General features: G+C 67.5%; 14 protein-coding genes. 9 read left to right on the forward strand and 5 right to left on the reverse strand.

The genetic code is table 11. The features are described from left to right. Nucleotides 1-19 precede the first annotated feature (19 nt). Both ABIB45_RS15480 and ABIB45_RS15485 read left to right on the forward strand, forming a co-directional pair. Nucleotides 20-1,597 carry a sensor histidine kinase gene (locus ABIB45_RS15480; RefSeq protein ID WP_354216801.1) on the forward strand — a complete coding sequence of 526 codons (1,578 nt, stop codon included), beginning with the start codon at nucleotides 20-22 and terminating at the stop codon, nucleotides 1,595-1,597. Continuing rightward, nucleotides 1,594-2,259, forward strand: a complete 666-nt coding sequence (locus tag ABIB45_RS15485; protein WP_354216730.1) for a response regulator — start codon at nucleotides 1,594-1,596, stop codon at nucleotides 2,257-2,259. Before ABIB45_RS15480 ends, ABIB45_RS15485 begins: the two co-directional genes overlap by 4 nt. A gap of 34 nt (nucleotides 2,260-2,293) precedes the next feature. Here ABIB45_RS15485 and hutG read toward each other — a convergent pair whose 3' ends face one another. Together hutG and ABIB45_RS15495 are read right to left on the reverse strand one after the other, a co-directional pair. After that, on the reverse strand, nucleotides 2,294-3,253 hold the full coding sequence (gene hutG, locus ABIB45_RS15490) for a formimidoylglutamase (protein ID WP_354216731.1): 960 nt from the start codon (nucleotides 3,251-3,253) through the stop codon (nucleotides 2,294-2,296). 97 nt (nucleotides 3,254-3,350) lie between these two features. After that, nucleotides 3,351-4,793 carry an NCS2 family permease gene (locus tag ABIB45_RS15495; protein ID WP_354216732.1) on the reverse strand — a complete coding sequence of 481 codons (1,443 nt, stop codon included), beginning with the start codon at nucleotides 4,791-4,793 and terminating at the stop codon, nucleotides 3,351-3,353. A 171-nt stretch (nucleotides 4,794-4,964) separates the two neighbouring features. On the opposite strand from ABIB45_RS15495, the gene ABIB45_RS15500 reads away from it, so the two are divergent. Both ABIB45_RS15500 and ABIB45_RS15505 read left to right on the forward strand, forming a co-directional pair. Then, nucleotides 4,965-7,358, forward strand: coding sequence for an ATP-binding cassette domain-containing protein (locus ABIB45_RS15500; protein WP_354216733.1), 2,394 nt, complete (start codon nucleotides 4,965-4,967; stop codon nucleotides 7,356-7,358). A 62-nt stretch (nucleotides 7,359-7,420) separates the two neighbouring features. Further along, nucleotides 7,421-8,077 carry a copper resistance CopC family protein gene (locus tag ABIB45_RS15505; protein WP_354216734.1) on the forward strand — a complete coding sequence of 219 codons (657 nt, stop codon included), beginning with the start codon at nucleotides 7,421-7,423 and terminating at the stop codon, nucleotides 8,075-8,077. Here the strand turns inward: ABIB45_RS15505 and ABIB45_RS15510 are convergent. Next, complete coding sequence (locus ABIB45_RS15510) at nucleotides 8,074-8,706, reverse strand: NAD(P)/FAD-dependent oxidoreductase (RefSeq protein WP_354216802.1); 633 nt, start codon at nucleotides 8,704-8,706, stop codon at nucleotides 8,074-8,076. The two genes, ABIB45_RS15505 and ABIB45_RS15510, sit on opposite strands and share 4 nt — an antisense overlap. A gap of 430 nt (nucleotides 8,707-9,136) precedes the next feature. On the opposite strand from ABIB45_RS15510, the gene ABIB45_RS15515 reads away from it, so the two are divergent. From ABIB45_RS15515 to ABIB45_RS15535, 5 genes are all read left to right on the forward strand, one after another. Continuing rightward, nucleotides 9,137-10,174, forward strand: a complete 1,038-nt coding sequence (locus ABIB45_RS15515; protein WP_354216735.1) for a universal stress protein — start codon at nucleotides 9,137-9,139, stop codon at nucleotides 10,172-10,174. A gap of 87 nt (nucleotides 10,175-10,261) precedes the next feature. Continuing rightward, nucleotides 10,262-13,030, forward strand: a complete 2,769-nt coding sequence (locus ABIB45_RS15520; RefSeq protein ID WP_354216803.1) for a PEP/pyruvate-binding domain-containing protein — start codon at nucleotides 10,262-10,264, stop codon at nucleotides 13,028-13,030. 87 nt (nucleotides 13,031-13,117) lie between these two features. After that, entirely contained in the window at nucleotides 13,118-14,416 is a 1,299-nt protein-coding gene (locus ABIB45_RS15525; RefSeq protein ID WP_354216736.1) for a hypothetical protein, read from the forward strand. After that, a complete protein-coding gene (locus tag ABIB45_RS15530) occupies nucleotides 14,413-15,477 on the forward strand; it encodes an ABC transporter ATP-binding protein (protein WP_354216737.1) in 1,065 nt (354 codons plus the stop codon). Before ABIB45_RS15525 ends, ABIB45_RS15530 begins: the two co-directional genes overlap by 4 nt. A 106-nt stretch (nucleotides 15,478-15,583) precedes the next feature. Continuing rightward, complete coding sequence (locus tag ABIB45_RS15535) at nucleotides 15,584-16,390, forward strand: ABC transporter permease (RefSeq protein WP_354216804.1); 807 nt, start codon at nucleotides 15,584-15,586, stop codon at nucleotides 16,388-16,390. 99 nt (nucleotides 16,391-16,489) lie between these two features. On the opposite strand, the gene ABIB45_RS15540 is transcribed toward ABIB45_RS15535, so the two are convergent. Beyond that, the gene (locus ABIB45_RS15540; RefSeq protein ID WP_354216738.1) at nucleotides 16,490-17,923 is read right to left on the reverse strand and encodes a C40 family peptidase; all 1,434 of its coding nucleotides are present in this window, start codon (nucleotides 17,921-17,923) and stop codon (nucleotides 16,490-16,492) included. A gap of 221 nt (nucleotides 17,924-18,144) precedes the next feature. After that, nucleotides 18,145-19,065 carry a cation diffusion facilitator family transporter gene (locus tag ABIB45_RS15545; RefSeq protein ID WP_354216739.1) on the reverse strand — a complete coding sequence of 307 codons (921 nt, stop codon included), beginning with the start codon at nucleotides 19,063-19,065 and terminating at the stop codon, nucleotides 18,145-18,147. Between the last annotated feature and the right edge of the window lie 6 nt (nucleotides 19,066-19,071).

Consider the following 19,071-nt stretch of genomic DNA (forward strand, 5'->3'; position numbering starts at 1 on the left):
AGTGACTCGACGACGAAGAATGTCCCTTGCGGGGCAGTATCTGGTTCTGCAGTTGCTGATTGTCTTCGCAGTCCTGGTGGCCGTGGTGGCCATCTCCCTGGCCCAGTCTGCCAGCGCATTCGAACGGACCGAAGGCCGCCGCGCCCTGTCAGCCGCCGAGGCGCTCGCCGCCAACCCCACCGTGCGCGAACTCCTCCCGGCCGCCGAGCCGCGGGGAGGATCGGCTCTGCCGGCCGTCGCCGAGTCGGTGCGGACAGTGTCCGGATCCTCGCACGTGGCGCTTGCCAAACTGGACCGCACGGTAATTGCATCCTCGGATCCGAGCCTGCTGGACCGGCCGCTGGAACTGGGCGGCAGCCGGGTGCTGGAAGGCCGGGCGTGGACCGGCGTGGTGGAAGGCTCCGGGACCGAGGAACTTTCTGCCCACGTTCCGGTGCTGGACGATTCCGGAAAACTGATCGGCATTGCAGCCATCAGCCGGAACTACCCCTCAACGCTTGACCGGCTCGGCGACGCCGTGCCCAACCTGCTCACGTATCTCGGCGTGGCCAGCGTGCTGGGCGTGGCCGGCTCCCTGCTGCTCTCCCGCCGGGTGAAGCGGCAGACGCTCGGCATGGAACCTAGCGAAATCACCGGCCTGGTGGAGAACCGCGAGGCCATGCTCCACGGCCTCAAGGAAGGAGTGGTTGCCTTGGATCCGCATGAGCGGATCACCGTTGCCAACGACTCCGCCCGCGCCCTCCTGGGCCTTCCCGCGGACTGCGTGGGCAAGAGGCTGCACAGCCTCTCCGTCGAGCCCGCACTCAAGGATGTCCTCACCCGCGAGCAGCCGGGCCCGGACCGGCTGGTGCTGGTCGGTAACCGCCTGGTGGTGCTTAACCGCGTGCCCATCCAGTCCCGTGGACGCGATATCGGCTCGGTCACCACACTGCGTGACCGGACGGAACTCTCCGCCCTCGAGCGGGAACTTGGCACCACCCGGACGGCCACCGACACCCTCCGCGCCCAGGCCCACGAATTCGCCAACCAGCTCCACGTGATCTCGGGCCTGATCCAGATCGGCGAATATGATTCCGTGGTCCAGTTCGTCAATGGGGCCACGCTGGACAGGACCAGGCTGAACGACGAAGTCACCAGCCGCATCGAGGACCCGGCGCTCGCGGCCCTGCTGATCGCCAAGTCCAGCCTCGCCACCGAACGCGGCGTCGCGCTGAAGCTGGACCCGGAATCCGGCCTGGAGCGTGTTGATGATGAGCTGTCGCGCGATCTCACCACCGTGGTGGAGAACCTGGTGGACAACGCGTTCGACGCCGTCGCCGGGCTTCCGGAGCCTGCGGTGCGGGTGCTGGTAGAGGACTCGGCCGACGGCGTCACGGTCACCGTCCGCGATACGGGCCCGGGCGTCGCCGGCGATACGGCGGAGATCTTCCGGCAGGGTTTCACCACCAAGGACCCGGGCCCCGCCGGCAGCCGGGGCTTCGGCCTGGCGCTCTCCCGGGTGGTCTGCCGGCGCAGCGGCGGCGAACTGACGGTGTCTAACGATAACGGGGCGGTCTTCACGGCGCGGTTTGAAAGAACGAGGAAGCTGGAGCCATGATCAATGTCCTGATTGTTGACGACGACTTTATGGTGGCCAAGGTCCATGCGGGGTTCATCCAGCGCACTCCCGGTTTCGCCGTCGTCGGAGTGGCCCATACGGGCGCGCAGGCTGTGACCGAAACTGCCCGGTTGCTGCCCGACCTGGTGCTGCTCGACATCCACCTGCCGGACGTCAACGGGCTGGACCTGATGCAGAAACTGCGGGAAGTGGCTCCCGAACTGGATGTGCTGGTGATCAGCGCCGCCCGTGAAGTGGACACGGTGCGCAGGGCCCTCCGCGGCGGGATTGTGCACTACCTCATTAAGCCCTTTTCGCAGACTGACCTGCAGGAACGGCTGGAGCACTACCGCAATGCTTACCAGGGCCTGGACTCGACCAAGGACGTGGCGGAGCAGTCGGACGTGAACCGGGTGTTCGGACTGGACCGGACCGAGCGGCCGCTGCCGAAGGGCTGCAGCATCGAGACCCTGAAGCTGGTGGAAGGCGCCCTGAAAGAGGCCGACGGCGACCTGTCCGCCTACGAAGTTGCCGTCCGGTTGGGCACGTCCCGGGTCAGCGCCCGCAGGTATCTGGAGTACCTCAACGATGAGGGGGCGCTGGAGGTCCGGCTCAAGTATGGTGTGGGCCGACCGGAGCGGCGCTACGTGCTGAAGGTTTAGCCGTACGGAAGAACGTGCTGGACGGAAATCTTGGCTAGCGAAGGAGCGTGTTCACCAGCCGGGCGGCCACCCGGGCGGTCCGGCCGTCGATGTCGAATTCGGGGTTCAGTTCTGCCACGTCGAGGTGCAGGAGCCTCCCGCTTTGGGCCACCTGGCGGCAGACCGCACTAATCACCGGCAGGGGCACGCCGTAGGCTGCGGGTGCGCTCACGCCGGGTGCCACGGACGCCGGCAGGACGTCCAGGTCGATGGTCAGGTACAGCACGTCCACATTGTTAAGAAACTGCGCCACGAACTCCTCCACGCGATCCGCCGTGCAGTTCTCGTCGAGCAGGTACTGCACGCCCAGCCGGTCTGCCGTGCTGAAGAGCGCCCGGGTGTTGTTCGGCTCAGAAATGCCGACGACGGCGTACCGGAATTCGCGGCCCGCAGCGGCTTCCGCCTGGGCCATCTGGAAAAACGGCGTGCCCGAACTGGGCACAGGCTCCTCCCTGAGGTCAAAGTGGGCATCAAGGTTGAGGACGCCCAGCAGCCGGCCGGTGCGCACTGCTTCGGAGCCTGCCACTCCCAAATAGCTGGCGTAGGCGGTTTCGTGCCCGCCGCCGAGCACCACTGTGAGGCTGCCGGCGTCGAGCATGGCGGCGATCGACTGACCTGCGCGGGCCTGCCCGGCTTCCAAGGCGCCGTCCGCGACCACCACGTCGCCGGCGTCGGACACTGCGCGGTCCAGATGGAAGGCCAAGGGCCCCAGGGCTGCGCGGAGGGCCGCCGGTGCCAGTGCGGCACCGGTCCGGCCCTTGTTGCGGCGCACGCCTTCATCGCTGGCAAAGCCGACGATGACGGCCGGGCGGGCGGCTGGAGGCTCGGCCCCGGCAGTGCCGTGGACGTAGGGTGTGACCGCCTGCCACCAGCGCCGGTGGTCGCCGCCGTCGCCGTCGAACCGCCCGGTCCAGGGCTGCGGCGGGACATCAACGGCGGGTGCAGGGAGGGTCATGCTCCAAGCTCACCGCATGCCCGCCGCGAAAGCGAGCCGGACCGCAGTCGTCCTGTCTGGAATTCCGGACCTTCCCCATTAGCGCAGGGAATAGGTCTTAGATCATGCCCAGGGCGGCCTCGATGGGTCCCACGGCGAAGAAGAGCAGGAACGCGGCGGCCACGGCCCACATCAGCGGATGGACTTCGCGTCCACGGCCCTGGAAGGTGCGGATGATGACGAAAGCGATGAAGCCGGCACCCAGGCCGTTGGCGATCGAGTACGTGAACGGCATCAGGGCGAACGTCAGGAAGGCCGGGATGGCAATCCCCCAGTCCTGCCAGTCGATTTTGCCCACCTGGGAGACCATCATGAACCCGACCACCACGAGGGCCGGTGCCACCGCTTCGAACGGGACAAGGTTGATCAGCGGGGTGAAGAACATGGCCACCAGGAACAGCAGGCCGGTGACGATCGAGGCCAGGCCAGTGCGGGCCCCCTCGCCGATGCCGGCACCTGACTCGACGAAAAGCTGGTTGGATGACACGGACGCGCCGCCGCCCACGATCGCACCGAGTGCGTCGACCTGAAGCACCCGGTCCACGTTGGGGATGTTTCCGTTCTTGTCCACGGTGCCGGCCTCGTTGGCCAGGCCCACCATGGTGCCCATGGCATCGAAGAAGATGCTGAGCAGGATCACGAACGCCAGCAGGGAGGCTCCCACGAAGCCCAGGTGCGCGAACGCGCCGAACGGGTTGGCCTTGCCGATCAGCGACAGGTCCGGAGCCGCCCATTCGGTGAACGTGGGGGCCACAAGGGACCAGCCCTGCGGGTTGAACTTCCCGTCACTGACGCTGGGTCCGATGTGCAGGGTAAATTCCAGGATCACGGACAGGATGGTGGAGGCGATGATGCCGATCAGGATGGCGCCCTTGACCTTGCGGACCAGCAGGCCGATGGTCAGGATGAGGCCGAAGACGAACACCAGCGTGGGCCAGCCCAGGAGCTTGCCGTCGAAACCGAGCCCAACGGGGACAGTGGTGCCCGCGGCGTCGGGGATGCGCCGGACAAAGCCGGCGTTGACCAGCCCGATCAGGGCGATGAACAGGCCGATGCCCACCACGATTGCCGTCTTGAGTCCGTCCGGAACGGCTCTAAACACGGCGGTCCGGAAACCCGTGAGGACCAGGATCAGCATGGTCACACCGGAGATCACCACCAGTCCCATCACGTCGGGCCAGGTCAGCCCAGGGTTGGTGGCTACCGTGACGGCGATGAAAGCGTTGACACCGAGCCCCGTGGCCAGCGCGAACGGGTGTTTGGCCCAGGCGCCCATCAGGATGGTGAGGATGCCCGCCACGAAAGCCGTCACCGCTGCAACCGCGGGGAACCCCAGGGTGGTGCCGCTGGAGTCCGGCCCGGAGAGGATCAGGGGGTTCAGCACCACGATGTAGCTCATGGCAAAGAACGTGGCAAAGCCGCCGCGGATCTCGCGGGAGAGATTGGAGCCTCGCTCGGAAATCATGAAATACCGGTCCAGGGCAGAGCCTTGCTTAAGCATTAGTCCTCCGGGGAAAGTGTTATGGGGATACCTGAATACTAAAGGGCGGCGGGCCTCCGCCCGGGACAACGTAGCCCCGGTCACAGCCGAACTCCGTCGAAGGTACGCTGTCGCAGGCCAAGCCTAGAATGACTGTCAGGAACTTCACAACGCCCAAACGATGGAGACACCATGCCCACTGCCACCTCGACGGACGAGCAACTCCCGTCGGCCCACGTGGCCGACACTCACGATCTGATCAGTGTGCAGGGTGCCCGGGAGAACAACCTCAAGGACATCAGCATTGAGATCCCCAAGCGCCGGCTGACGGTATTCACCGGGGTGTCCGGCTCAGGCAAGAGCTCGCTGGTCTTTGCCACCATCGCCGCGGAGTCGCAGCGGATGATCAACGAGACCTACAGCGCCTTTGTGCAGGGCTTTATGCCGAACCTGTCCCGGCCCGAGGTGGACCGCCTCGAGGGACTGACCACGGCGATCATCGTTGACCAGGAGCGCATGGGCGCGAACCCCCGCTCCACGGTGGGCACAGCCACGGATGCCAACGCCATGCTTCGGATCCTCTTCAGCCGGCTGGGCACCCCGCAGGTGGGCCCGCCCACGGCATTCTCCTTCAACGTCCCCACGCGCAAGGCCAGCGGTGTGCTGAGCACCGAAAAGAGCGGCGGCCGGGTGGACAAAAGCGTGGTGCAGAACGCTGTGTACCTGGGCGGTATGTGCCCGCGCTGCGAGGGCATGGGTGCGGTCTCCGACTTCGACCTCACTGCGCTCTATGACGACAGTAAATCGCTCGCCGACGGTGCCCTGACGGTTCCCGGCTACAGCATGGATGGCTGGTACGGCCGCATCTTCAGCGGCGCCGGCTTCATCATGGACAAGCCCATCGCGAAATACACCAAAAAGGAAATGCACGACCTCCTGTACAAGGAGCCCACCAAGATCAAGGTCGAGGGCATCAACCTCACCTACGAGGGCCTGATCCCGAAAATCCAGAAATCGATGCTCTCCAAGGACGTCGACGCGATGCAGCCCCACATCCGGGCGTTCGTGGAGCGTGCCATCACCTTCCAGGCCTGCCCCGAGTGCGAAGGAACGCGGCTCAGCGCGGTAGCGAGGTCCTCGGAGATCCAGGGGAAAAACATCGCAGACCTCTGCAAACTGCAGATCAGCGACCTCGCCGGCTGGGTCCGCGACCTCAAGGAGCCGTCGGTGGCGCCGCTTCTCAAAGGCCTGCAGCACCTGCTCGACTCGTTCGCCGAAATCGGCCTGGGCTATCTCTCCCTGGACCGGGCCGCCGGCACGCTCTCCGGCGGAGAGGCCCAGCGCACCAAGATGATCCGGCACCTGGGCTCCTCCCTGACGGACGTCACCTATGTGTTCGACGAGCCCACCATCGGCCTGCACCCGCACGACATCGAGAGGATGAACCAGCTCCTGCTGCAGTTGCGCGACAAGGGCAACACCGTGCTGGTGGTTGAGCACAAGCCTGAGACGATCGCCATCGCGGACCACATCGTTGACCTTGGTCCGGGTGCCGGGACCCAGGGCGGCAGCGTCTGCTTCGAAGGCACGGTGGACGGGCTGCGGGCCAGCGACACCATCACCGGACGCCACCTCGACGACCGGGCCGCGGTCAAGGAATCGGTGCGTTCCTCGTCCGGTGCGCTGGAGGTCCGCGGGGCCTCGATGCACAACCTCAAGGACGTCGACGTCGACGTCCCGCTCGGGGTGCTGTGTGTGGTCACGGGCGTCGCCGGTTCGGGCAAGAGCTCGCTGATCCACGGTTCCGTGGCCGGCCGCGACGGTGTGGTGGTGATCGACCAGGGCGCCATCAAGGGGTCGCGCCGCAGCAACCCGGCAACATATACGGGACTGCTGGAGCCAATTCGCAAGGCCTTCGCAAAGGTCAACGGCGTGAAACCGGCGTTGTTCAGCTCCAACTCAGAAGGTGCCTGCCCCACCTGCAACGGCGCGGGCGTGATTTTCACCGAACTCGGCGTGATGGCCACTGTCGAGTCCACCTGCGAGGACTGCGAGGGCCGCCGTTTCCAGGCGTCGGTCCTGGAATACCAGCTGGGCGGGCGCAACATCGCCGAGGTGCTGGCGATGTCGATGACCGAGGCAGCAGTGTTCTTCGCTGAAGGCGAAGCCCGGACCCCGGCCGCCCACAAGATCCTGGACCGGCTCGTGGACGTGGGCCTCGGGTACCTCACTCTCGGCCAGCCCCTCACCACACTGTCCGGCGGTGAGCGGCAGCGCGTCAAACTCGCCACCCAAATGGCGGAGAAGGGCGATGTCTATGTCCTCGACGAGCCGACCACCGGCCTTCACTTGGCCGACGTCCAAAACCTGCTGGGCCTCCTGGACCGTCTGGTTGACTCCGGAAAATCGGTGATCGTTATCGAGCACCACCAGGCGGTCATGGCGCACGCTGACTGGATCATCGACCTCGGCCCCGGCGCAGGGCACGAAGGCGGCAAGGTGGTTTTCGAGGGGACGCCGGCGGAGCTTGTGGCGGCCAAGCCGACGCTCACCGGCAAGCACCTCGCCGTATACGTGGGCGCCTAGGGAGGGCAGTCAGCGCAGCGGCTAGGCTTGGAGGACGCCAACTTTGAGGGAGCAGTCCACCGATGCGATCCATCCGCCGCCAAATGCTGAGCCTTTTGCTTGGGACCTTCGTTGTCGCCGTCGCGCTGCTGGGGTTATCCGCCCCTGCCGTGGCGCACGACGCCGCCGAGTCCAGCAGCCCCGCGCAGGGAGCCACGGTGGCGTCGCCACCGGAGAAGGTTTCGGTCACGTTCAGCAAGAATCCATTGGGCATCGGCGCACAGTTTTCCGTCAAGGATGCCAGCGGCGCCGAGTGGGCCAATGGGGCCGTTGAGATCGTGGACAACGTGGCTTCCCAGCCGCTGAAGGGCGGCGCCCCGGCGGGCGCCTTCACGGTGGCCTGGCGCGTAGTCGGCTCGGACTCCCATCCGATCGAGGGGGCGTTCGGCTTTACGGCGACCGCCGCGGCGGAGGGGGCATCGCCGTCGGGCCTTTCAACGCCCGGAACAACGGTCGGCCCGACGGCGTCCGCGGCCATTCCGGGGATGGGAACCGCCCAGCCGGGAACCATCGTGGCACCGGAACCGGCGGCGGATGCGTCCGAACCGTTTCCCTGGAGCCTGGTGATCTTTGCCGCGGTGGCGTTGGGCCTGCTCGTGACCATCGGAATCCTGGCGAAGCGCCGACTCACGTCCGGCAGTGACGACGAATACGCGGAAGAAGGCACAGCCAGGTCCTAGCCGGCGGAACTCCCCGCCAGGATGGCCGGGCCGGCCTCAGGGTAAACCTTGGACGAGATTGCCTGGCCCACGGTTTTTGCCTGCCGCAGCACTTCCTTGGGCGAGGGCGTAATAAGGTCGCCGACGCCCACCAGGTAGATGCCGATCTTCCGCATGGCGGCCACCAAATTGCGGCCAACGGTGATGCCGAAGTCGCTGAGCATGCGCCGCAGCTGGCTGTGCGCGCAGCGGGTCAGCACAATGTGGTCTGCCAGCAGGATTCCGGTGGGGGTATGAACTTCCCACTGCCGGGCCGGGGACTCTATCTGCGACGCAGCGGCTGTTGGGCCCCCCACCATGGTCAACTGAACGGCGCGGGTGGTGGTGCGTACATCCATGTGGTGGCTGGCTGCATAGTTGCGCAGGTGCCGGAGGATCTCGTTGCGTTCCTTGAGGGAGTCGGAGTCTGCTGCGTCGCAGCGCTGCAGCGAAGTGGTGTTTGCCGGTTGCCCGGCGCCCAGGATGTCCAGCCCGTCCACCACGATGGCACCCACGCCACGCCGGCGCAGTTCTGCGCCGACCGCGAGGCCGGAGAGCCCGGTGCCGATGATCACCGTGGTGGTCCGCTCGGTCCCGCCAGTCACAGACATGGTTGACACTACAGTTCTCCTCCTTGAAGGCATTCGGCTGATGCAGGCGTCGTCGCACTGCATGCGTGCCCTAACCCCCAAAGTCCGGCCGCAACAGCGGCCCGCGATGCCCCCTTGGAGAGGCATCACGGACCGGCAGTGCCTCGAAGACTACAGAAGATTGGTGACGGGGGATAGCCCACCACGAAACATTCGTGTTAACGATGGATACGGTTGCCGTTCCGTTTGCCATGGGCTGTGGATAACTGCCCATCGCTGGCTCTGGCGGCCTTGCTAAGTGTCCGCGGACCGAGAATAGTGATAAGCGGAAGCAGAGTATTCCTGACCAGCCCCGATGTCCATGCGGCGGGTGCAGGCAAGCCCTTAGCTTCTGGCAGAATGGCCCGAACATCAGCCGGAAAACTAGGCAGTACCGCGAGGAGGCGGCCCGATGGGCGCACATGAGATGCAACCGGACCCGGAACGGGAGAACATGGCCAATTCCACCGCTCCCCAGGGAATCGTTGTGGGTGTAGACGGATCCGACCACGGCCAGTGCGCACTGGTTTGGGCAGCCCGGGAAGCCGAACGCCGCCGTCGGCCGTTGCACATTGTCACCGCCTATTCAGTGCCCATCTTTGCTGCGTCGGGGCTGGACGGCGGCTACGCCACAGTGGATGATTCCGTGATCCGCGAGGGTGCCGAAGCGATCATCCAGCAGGCGATGGACAAGGTTTCGGGCTACAACATCGACGTCGATGCCTCCGTGGAGAACGGTGACGCCTCGGGTGTCCTGCTGGAAATGTCGGAAACGGCTGAGCTGCTGGTGTTCGGCACCCGCGGCCGCGGCGGATTTGTGGGCCGCCTGCTGGGCTCGGTGAGCAGTGCGCTTCCGGCCCATGCCAAATGCCCGACGGTAACTGTGCCCCTGGTCTGTTCGGACCGGCTGGGCGAAACAACGGACGACAAGCGCATCCGGGCCGAACAGGCCAAAGAGGGACACAAGCAGGTTGAAAACGTGGTGGTGGTAGGCGTGGACGGGTCCGAGCAGGCGCGGGTCGCCGTGCTGGAGGCCGCAGACCAGGCTGAACGGCTGGGGGCAACCCTGCGCGTGATCTGCGCCGTGCCCCAGTTCAGCGGATCCGTGGCCTGGGTCCCCGCCCCGATGGACCGGCAGGGCCTGTTTGAAGACATTCAGAACCAGTTGGATGCCGGGAAGGCCTGGCTGAAGAGCCACTACCCGAACCTCCGTGTGGAGTCGGAAGTGAAGGATGGCTCGGCCGTGGATGTCATGGTGGACGCCAGCAGGCACGCGGAACTCGTGGTGGTGGGCACCAGGGGCCGTGGCGGTTTCACCGGCATGCTGCTGGGTTCCACATCCGGGGGGGTCCTGCACCACACCAAGGGGCCTGTCCTGGTGGTCCCGGATCGCGACGACCCCCGGCTCGCGGACCGGGCGAAGTTCGGACCCATCCTCGGCGCGGCCTGACCGAACGCCTTCGCACCAGGAGCTATCAAAGTGCCAGGCGACGGCGACGGATCTCCCATCCTGGGGTTGGAGACCCTCCGCGCGGCCATGGTGCCCCTCGTCGGTGGAAAAGCCGCCAACCTCGGGGAACTGCTTTCCGCCGGGCTGCCTGTGCCGGACGGCTTTTGCCTCACGACGGCGGCCTACCGACTGGCCACCGGCGGTGACGCGAACGGAGCCGCCGGCCCGCTCGCCGGGATCCATCAGGCCCTGCAAACGACTGCCGACGGCGACCTGCCCGCCATGGCAGCGCTGGCCGGCCAGGCACGGGACATCATCAGAAGTGCACCGGTCCCGCCCGGGATAGCAGAAGCCCTGCAGGCGGCGTACGCGGCGCTGGGCAACGACGTGCCGGTGGCGGTGCGGTCCTCGGCCACTGCCGAAGACCTTCCTTCCGCGAGCTTCGCCGGGCAGCAGGACACCTACCTCAACGTGGTGGGTGCGGCCGCCGTTGTGGAGGCGGTACGCAGCTGCTGGGCTTCGCTGTGGACCGACCGGGCTGTCAGTTACCGGGCCACGCGGGGGATCGACCCTGCCTCGGTGGCACTCGCCGTAGTAGTCCAGCGGATGGTGGATGCCACGGCCGCCGGTGTGTTATTTACAGCAAACGCGCTGACCGGCCGCAGGCAGCAGGCGGTTATCGATGCCAGCCCGGGGCTGGGGGAGGCCGTGGTGTCCGGAGCGGTAAATCCGGACCGTTTTGTGGTTGATCCGGTGGCCGGGAGGGTCCTGGAACGGCACCTTGGCGATAAACGCATCGCCGTCCGGCCGATCTCCGGCGGCGGAACCCGCACAGTGGCCGTCAGCAACGGCGGGGCCGCGGCCTGCCTGACGGACCAGCAGGCCGGAGACCTTGCGGCCCTTGGACTCCGCGTGGAGCAGCATTGCGGCGCGCCGCAGGACATCGAATGGGCCATCGACGGCGGCGGGCAGCTGTGGCTGACGCAGTCGCGGCCCATCACCACCCTGTTCCCGGTTCCCCAGCGGACCGGCCGCGGCGCGGGGACGCCCGCACCCGGGACAACGGGCGGAGCCGGTAGCGCTGCCAAAAGGGCTGTCGGGGAAGGCGCCCGCGTGTACCTCTGCTTCAGCCTGGCGCAGGGCCTGGTCCGCCCCATCACGCCCATGGGCCTCGCAGCCTTCCGGCTGATCGCCTCGTCGGTGGCCCGCGCGGCCCAAATTGACGTGCCCGAGCCACGCAACGGCCCGCCGCCCTATGCCGAGGCGGCGCAGCGGATCTACTTCGACATGACGGCTGTTGCGCGCAGCACTACAGGCCGGCGGATCGTGCCCAGGGTCTTTGACGTGATGGAGGCGCGCTCGGCTACGGTGCTGCGGAAGGTCTTCGAGGACCCACGGTTTTCCGTGACCCGGCGGACGCCGCTGGCCCTGTTGCGCCATGTGCTGCCCGCGGCAGCGCATGCCCGGATGCCGGAGACGCTGCTCCGGGCCGTATTCCGCCCGAACGTTGCCCTCCGCCGGGCCAACCGGCTGCCACGGGAGTTCGGCGACTCCATCCAGTTGCCTGCCGGCGCCACACCGCTGCGGCGCCTCGACCATGCCGAACATGTCCTGAGCACCCGCATCTTTTCGGTGGTCCCGTCCATCCTGCCGCTTCCGGCGCTCGGGTTCGCCGCACTGGCGCTGGCCGGGAAACTGCTGGGCGGTGGCCGCTGGGATGACCTGGAGGTAGTGCTCCGCGGGCTTCCCAACAACGTCACCACTGAAATGGACCTGGAACTGTGGCGCCTCGCCCGGGTGATTAGAAACGACGGCGGTTCCCGCGCCGCCGTGACCGGCCGGAAACCCGCTGCGCTCGCCGAAGACTATAAGGGGGGCCAGTTGCCCGCGGAGCTGCAGGCCGGGCTGGCGCGCTTCATGGGCCAGTACGGGCACAGGGCTATCGCCGAGATCGACGTCGGCATGCCGCGATGGTCCGACGATCCCACCCACATTCTTGGCGTCCTGGCCAACTATCTGCGGCTGGACGCGGGCGCGACGGCGCCGGACGCCAAGTTCAGCAACGCCGGCGAGGAAGCAGAAGCCCAGGTGCTGCGCCTGGTGGCGGAGGCGCGTGCCCGCGGCCGGCTGAGGGGTGCTGTAGTCCGGGCAGCACTGCGGCGTGCGCGGTTGTTTGCCGGGCTGCGCGAACTCCCCAAGTTCCAGCTGGTGGTGGGTCTTGCCGAAGTACGGAAGCAACTGGCCATGGTGGGCGAGGCGCTCGCCGCGGCCGGTGCCGTGGACGCACCGGATGACGTCTTCTTCCTGAACCTGGACGAAGCCAGGGCCGGCCTCCTGAAGGGCAAAGCAGCGGGAGCAGCAGAGGGCGCGGACGGGGAACCGGGAGCAGGACCCGCTGACATGCGCGGCCTGGTGGCCGGCCGGCGCGAGGCGTATGCCCTGGAACTGAAGCGGCGCCACGTGCCGCGGGTGCTGCTCTCGGACGGCACCGAACCGGAGGCCCTGCAGCCTGCGGGCACCTCCAAAGAGCCCGCGGTGCCCGGCACCCTGACCGGGAGCCCGGCGTCGGCCGGAACGGTCACCGCCGCCGCCCGCGTCATCCTGGACCCCGTGGGCGCGCACCTGGAGCCGGGGGAAATCCTGGTGGCCCCGTCCACCGACCCCGGATGGACCCCGCTCTTCCTCACCGCGGGCGGATTGGTGATGGAGATGGGCGGCCCCAACTCCCACGGCGCCGTCGTCGCCCGGGAGTACGGTATCCCGGCGGTGGTGGGCGTCCCCGATGCCACCCTGCTGCTTACCAGTGGCCAGCAGATAACCGTCGACGGCGGCGCTGGCACCGTAGTGCCTTCGTAGCGGGTCAGGCCATACCCAGGAGGGGTGTGCACAGCCGTCCGCAGGCGTAACCTGAAGTATGGGCTCCAACGATGAACGGGGGCTGGCATGAACCGCGCATGGAAGCGCTGGGTGCCCGCCGCTACTGTACCGGCCGTGATCGCCGCTGGTGTGCTGGTGGGATCCATCCCGGCGCGGGCAGGTGATCCGTTGCCGGAGAAGTCTCCGGCCGAGGTCCTCACTCTCCTGGGCCAGCACAGCACCAGCACGTTCTCCGGCACCATTGAGCAGGTCTCTGACCTTGGACTGCCGGAACTGCCCGCCGCCGGCCCCACCTCGGGGCCCGCCTCGGCAGGCGGGCCGGCGTCGATCGCGGAGCTCCTGACCGGCGAGCACACCGCGCGGATTTTTGTGGACGGCCCGGCCAAAATGAGAGTCCAGGTCATGGACCGGCTGGCTGAACGCGATGTCATCCGGCGCGACCACGACGTCTGGTTCTACAACTCCAAGGACAACTCGGCTGCCCACCTGACCCTGCCGGCCTTCGCCAGCGACCTGCCCCTGCAGGTTCCTGAGGCTTCCGGCCCGCACAATCCCCGCCCGCTGCTGCCCGCCCCCTCGGATCCCGCCGTCCTGCCGGACCCGGGCGTGCCTGCCAAAGACCTGTCTGCCCCCGACCTGCCCGGCCGCGACATGCAGATGCCGGACATGCCCGCACACACTTTCCCCACCCCTGCGGACCTCGCTACGAAGTTCCTCGCCATGGCTGACAGTTCCACCGCAGTAACCGTCGGGCCCGAGGTCCGGGTGGCCGGGCGGTCGGCCTACAGTCTGGTGCTGGCGCCGCGCACAGAAAGGACCTTGCTGGAGAAAGTGGTTATCGCCGTCGACGGGCAGACCGGCCTGCCGCTTCGGGTGACAGTGGCGGCGCGGGGCCAGGCGCAACCCGCTTTTGAGGCCGGCTTCACAAGCCTGTCCCTTGAAACGCCTGATGATGCCGCCTTCAACTTCGTTGCTCCGCCGGGTGCCACGGTCAAAGAGCTGCCTGTGCCTCCAGTGCCGTCCGCGCCCATGATGCCCGCCCTGCCGGGGGAGCCCGGCATGATCACTCCGGACCACAACCCCGGCGATGGGCCCAAGCAGCAGCACGGTGACCAGCCCAAGCCGACAGTGACGGGCAAGGGCTGGGAAACCGTGGTGGGGTTCCCGGCGTCACCTGACGGGCAGGGGGCTCAGTCGGCCGAAGCGTTGCTGAACGTTCCGCTCCTGTCCCAGGCTGCCGTCGTCGTTCCCGGTGGACGACTCCTGTCCACTGCGTTGGTCAACATCCTGCTGACCGACGACGGCAGGATCTTTGTGGGGATGGTTCCGGCGGACCGGCTGCAGGCCGCCGCCGGCGCAGCGTGACCGCGGCCGGCAGCGCGGCTGCCGGACTGACCATCGAAACCCAGGGTCTCACCAAGCGGTTCGGCCACCAGTTGGCCGTGGACAACGTGGACCTCGCCGTCCCGCACGGCGCCGTATTTGGCTTTTTGGGGCCCAACGGATCCGGCAAGACCACCACCATCCGGATGCTGCTGGGCCTGGCCGCGGCGTCGGCCGGAACCGTCAGCGTCCTGGGTTTGCCGATGCCGCAGCGGCTGCATGAGGTGCTTCCGCGGGTTGGCGCGTTGGTGGAGGGTCCGGCGTTTTATCCCTTCCTGTCCGGCACCGCCAACCTGCACCGGCTGGACGCCGCCAGCCGGCACGGAACGCCCGGTACCCGGAAGGCGCGGGTGGCTGCGGCGCTGGAGCGGGTGGGGCTCTCGCACGCTGCCGGCAAGCGCGTGCACGCCTACTCGCTTGGCATGAAGCAGCGGCTTGGCATCGCCAACGCGTTGGTCTCCCCACGGGACCTGCTGGTGCTGGATGAGCCCACCAACGGCCTCGATCCGCAGGGTACGCGCGAGGTGCGCAGCCTGGTCCGCTCGCTGGCCGCGGACGGTACCACCGTCTTCGTCTCCAGCCACCTGCTCGCCGAGGTGGAGCAGATCTGCACGCACGCGGCGATTATGAGCGCGGGCCGGCTGGTGGCGCAGGGGCCGCTGGCAGAGCTCCGGCAGGACGGCGGCGTGCGGGTGCGCCTGTTAACGCCCGACGCCGGCACCGCCTGTGAGGTACTGCTTCGGTTGGGCATGACTCCGGGGAGGGGGAACGCCGATGCGGGAAGTCCCGGCGTGGACGGGGAAGTGGTGACGGCAGGCGCCGCTGTGCCGGGTGGTGCGGTCAGCCGGGAAGGTGCGGTGGCTGGGGCTCAACCGGGCAACCCCCCGCCCGCCATGACACCTGCCTCCATGCCACCTGCGGAAGACATCGTGTCGGCGCTCGTGGCGGCAGGGGTGCGGGTCCGAGGCTTTTCCGTGGAGCAGGAAAGCCTCGAGGAACGATTCGTTGCCTTGACGGGGGAGGGGTTCGACGTTGCCCAGTGATGCCTCGCCCAATCGAGCTTCGCCCGCGGATGCTTCGCGGGCCGGAAGCCGCTCACCGGCCGTCGCCATCCCCCGTGACCGCGATATCCCGGCGGCCGCGTCCAGCATGTCGCTCCTGGCGTCCGAACTGAAGACTCTTTTCCGGCGTCGCCGGACCGTGGCAATGCTGGTGGCCCTGGCCGCGATACCGGTGCTGATCGCCGTCGCGGTCCGGCTGTCCTCGGCTGTTCCTCCCGGCCGCGGGCCGGCATTTCTGGACCGGATTACCCAGAACGGGTTGTTCGTGGCCGTCACGGCGATGCTGGTGGCCGTGCCGCTGTTCCTGCCGCTCACCATCGGTGTGGTGGCAGGGGACACCATTGCCGGTGAGGCAAGCCTGGGCACCCTGAAGTATTTGCTGGTGGCACCCGCCGGGCGAGTCCGGCTGCTGTTGGTGAAGTATGCCGGGGCGCTGGCCTTTTGCCTGGCCGCGCCCGTGACGGTGGCCCTTGCCGGAGCAGCGATCGGAGCGTCCCTGTTCCCGATCGGGCCAGTGACGCTCCTGTCCGGCGATGTGGTGCAGCCGGCCGAGGCGGCGTGGCGGCTTGTCCTGATTGCGGCTTATCTGGCGGTGTCCCTTGCCGGGTTGTCGGCAATTGGCTTGTTCCTGTCAACGCTGACCGTGGTGCCGGTCGGGGCGATGGCTGCCACGGTGGTGGTCTCCGTGGCGTCGCAGATCGCGGACCAACTGCCTCAGCTGGAGTGGCTGCACCCTTGGTTGTTTACGCATTACTGGTTCGGGTTCGCGGACGTCCTTCGCCAGCCGGTGCTGTGGGATTCCTTCACCAGCAACGCCCTGCTGCAGGGCGGGTACGTGGCCGTCTTCGGGGCGCTGGCGTATGGCCGGTTTGTCACAAAGGACATCCTGTCCTGAGGAGGTCAGGTCTGAGCTGGGAGCCCTGTTTCGACGCGGGCCGCACTTGAGCTGGAGTGCTGTCCCGCGGCTGGGGTACTTGCTGGGTCGCGGGCCGGGTCAGTAGCGGGCAGCGTAGGGGTGTAGCTGCATCCCGGACATCCTGCTCAACTGGGTGACCCCGATTCCTTCATCCGGGTTCAACGCCTGCACCACCTGGCCATTGCCGAGGTAAATGGCTACGTGATAAAAACCCGGGGCCGAACCCCACACCAGCAGGTCGCCGGGGCGGGCCTGTGAGATGGGCACATGCGTGGGAGCTGCCGCGTACTGCTGGGCTGCGGTGCGGGGCAGGTATTTGCCGGCCGCGGCGAAGGCAGTCTGGACCAGCCCGGAGCAGTCGAAACCGTTGGGACCGGTGCCGCCGTATTGGTAGAAATACGGCGCTCCCACTTTGGACAGTGCCACCGAAATGGCTATCTCATTGGAACCGCCCGGTGCCGGCGCGGGCGGGGGTGTGGGTGTAGGGGCCGGTGCTGGCGCTGGGGCAGGCCCGGGAGCCGGTGCGGGACCAGCCTGCGCGGGCGCGGGAGCCGGAACTGGAGCCGGAACAGGCGCCGGAACCGGAACCGGAGCCGGAGCCGGAACAGGTGCCGGTGCCGGTGCCGGGGCGGCCGCCTGCGGTGCAGGCCCGGCCGGTGCAGCGGGGGCCGAGGCAGCCTGACCGGACGCAGGCCGGTCGGCGGCCGCAGAGATGGCCACAAGCCTGGCCTCTTCGCGTTGCCGGTCGAGTTCATCCACCCGCGCCGATTCCAGCGCAACAGTGGTGTTCCTCAACTGCGCCAGCTGGTCCACCAGAATGGTCCGTTGTGCCTTCGCTTCGGCCACGGCCCGGACCTGTGCTGCGTTGGCCGCTTCGGCCTGTGCCTTGCTGGCTTCGGCTGTCTTGGCTGCGTCGTCGGCGGCCGTGTTGGCGTCCTGCGCCGCGGCCGTCAGCGACCGCGCCGCGGCGGCCGCCGTCTCCGCGGATTCAAAGGCCCGGCTGCGGCTGGCCGAAATGGCCTGCAGTGTTGCGGCCTGCTGCAGTGCCTCCCCGTTACCGCTGACGAACGTGGTCAGAGTCGGGTTCAGGCCGCCGTTCCTGTACAGGTCGCCGGCAAGCTGGCCCACCTGCTTTCGGGTCTTCTCTTGTGCCTGCACTGCCAGTTCTGCGCGGGCGCTGGCCACGTCCGCTGAGCTCCGGCGGTCCTGAAGCTCCACCAGGGCTTCGCTGTAGTTGTTGTTTCCCTGCAGCGTCAGGGCAAAGGTGGCCTGCTGGGCGCTGGCCGCGTCCGCCAGGAGGCGTTCGATTGCGGTGACCTGGTCCGCCGTCGCCCGTTCAGTGGACTTCGCGGCCGCGATGTCCTCCGCGGACGGAATCTCCGGCGAAGCCGGACGCTGAATGGTCGGAGCCAGGAGAATGGGCGATGCCTGCGCAGGGAGGGCGAGGCTTCCGGAAAGGACGACGGCGGTACACAGCACGGCGGCCTTCAGGCCGGATCCGGACAAACCCATTCGCAGAACCTCGCAGGACAGTCAGGCTGGGGAGCGAGGTCTGATGGCGGCACAAAGGGCCCCTCTGCTGATCGCCCAGCAGTCCGAGGCTACGTGACGTCCTGCACTTTGGCAACACTGGTCACATGGATAACATAAACAACAAGAGTCTAATTGCGTCACACCCGGCTCGGTGTGTCGGAACGGGTGCTCCGGAGGACGTCAGCCTCACCGCCCGGGCGTCAGGCGTGCTGGTGCGACTCGTGCTCGGAATGGCTGGCAGGCTCCAGCTGGAAAGTGCAGTGCTCGGTGTCGAAGTGGGAGCCGAGGCAGGCGGTGAGCTTGTCGAGGACCTGGTCAGCGCCCCGGGCGTTCAGGACGCCGTCCTCCACCACCACATGTGCGGAAAACACCGGCACGCCGGAAGTGATGGTCCAGATGTGGATGTCATGGACGTCCACCACCCCGTCCACGCTGAGGATGTGTTGGCGGATCATCTGAACCTCCACACCCTTGGGGGTTGCCTCCAGGAGCACGTCCACCACATCGCGCAGCAGGTTCCAGGCCCGCGGCAGGATCATCAGGGCAATGAGGACCGACGCGATGGTATCCGCGGCCTGGTAGCCGGTGAACATGATGACCACGGCGGCAATGATCACGGCGAAGGAACCCAGCAGGTCGCCGAGCACTTCAAGGTAGGCGCCGCGGACATTCAGGCTGTCCTGGTGTGCCCCGTGCAGGATCAGCAGCGACACCAGGTTGGCCACCGCGCCCAGGATGGCGGCGAAGAGCATGATGTCGGTCTGGACTTCGGGCGTGGAACCGATGCGCCGGATAGCCTCCGTGAAGATGACCACGGAGATGACAATCAGGATCAGCGCGTTGGCCAGCGCGGCCAGGACTTCCGCCCGCTGGTAGCCGTAGGTCCGCTGGTCACTCGCCGGCCGCCCCGCGATCCAGGCGGCCAGCAGCGCGATGGTTACGCCGGCCGCATCGGACAGCATATGGCCGGCGTCCGCCAGCAGGGCCAGGGAGCCGGACAGCGCCGCGCCCACTACCTGGACCAGGACCACCGTCAGCGTGATGGCCAGAACGGCGATGAGGCGCTTGCGGTGCCGGCCTGTTGCCGTGATGCCGTGTGTGTGGCTGTGGTCGTGTCCCATGCCTAC

The sequence above is a fragment of the Arthrobacter sp. UYCo732 genome, from assembly GCF_040547265.1.
In the GTDB taxonomy this organism is placed as follows: Bacteria; Actinomycetota; Actinomycetes; order Actinomycetales; family Micrococcaceae; genus Arthrobacter.

Excerpts from the sequence above, each read along its gene's own strand:
- ABIB45_RS15480 (WP_354216801.1), top strand. The coding sequence starts at position 20 with ATGTCCCTTGCGGGGCAGTATCTGGTTCTGCAGTTGCTGATTGTCTTC.
- ABIB45_RS15485 (WP_354216730.1), top strand. The coding sequence starts at position 1,594 with ATGATCAATGTCCTGATTGTTGACGACGACTTTATGGTGGCCAAGGTC.
- hutG (WP_354216731.1), bottom strand. The coding sequence starts at position 3,253 with ATGACCCTCCCTGCACCCGCCGTTGATGTCCCGCCGCAGCCCTGGACC.
- ABIB45_RS15495 (WP_354216732.1), bottom strand. The coding sequence starts at position 4,793 with ATGCTTAAGCAAGGCTCTGCCCTGGACCGGTATTTCATGATTTCCGAG.
- ABIB45_RS15500 (WP_354216733.1), top strand. The coding sequence starts at position 4,965 with ATGCCCACTGCCACCTCGACGGACGAGCAACTCCCGTCGGCCCACGTG.
- ABIB45_RS15505 (WP_354216734.1), top strand. The coding sequence starts at position 7,421 with ATGCGATCCATCCGCCGCCAAATGCTGAGCCTTTTGCTTGGGACCTTC.
- ABIB45_RS15510 (WP_354216802.1), bottom strand. The coding sequence starts at position 8,706 with ATGTCTGTGACTGGCGGGACCGAGCGGACCACCACGGTGATCATCGGC.
- ABIB45_RS15515 (WP_354216735.1), top strand. The coding sequence starts at position 9,137 with ATGGGCGCACATGAGATGCAACCGGACCCGGAACGGGAGAACATGGCC.
- ABIB45_RS15520 (WP_354216803.1), top strand. The coding sequence starts at position 10,262 with ATGGTGCCCCTCGTCGGTGGAAAAGCCGCCAACCTCGGGGAACTGCTT.
- ABIB45_RS15525 (WP_354216736.1), top strand. The coding sequence starts at position 13,118 with ATGAACCGCGCATGGAAGCGCTGGGTGCCCGCCGCTACTGTACCGGCC.
- ABIB45_RS15535 (WP_354216804.1), top strand. The coding sequence starts at position 15,584 with ATGTCGCTCCTGGCGTCCGAACTGAAGACTCTTTTCCGGCGTCGCCGG.
- ABIB45_RS15540 (WP_354216738.1), bottom strand. The coding sequence starts at position 17,923 with ATGGGTTTGTCCGGATCCGGCCTGAAGGCCGCCGTGCTGTGTACCGCC.
- ABIB45_RS15545 (WP_354216739.1), bottom strand. The coding sequence starts at position 19,065 with ATGGGACACGACCACAGCCACACACACGGCATCACGGCAACAGGCCGG.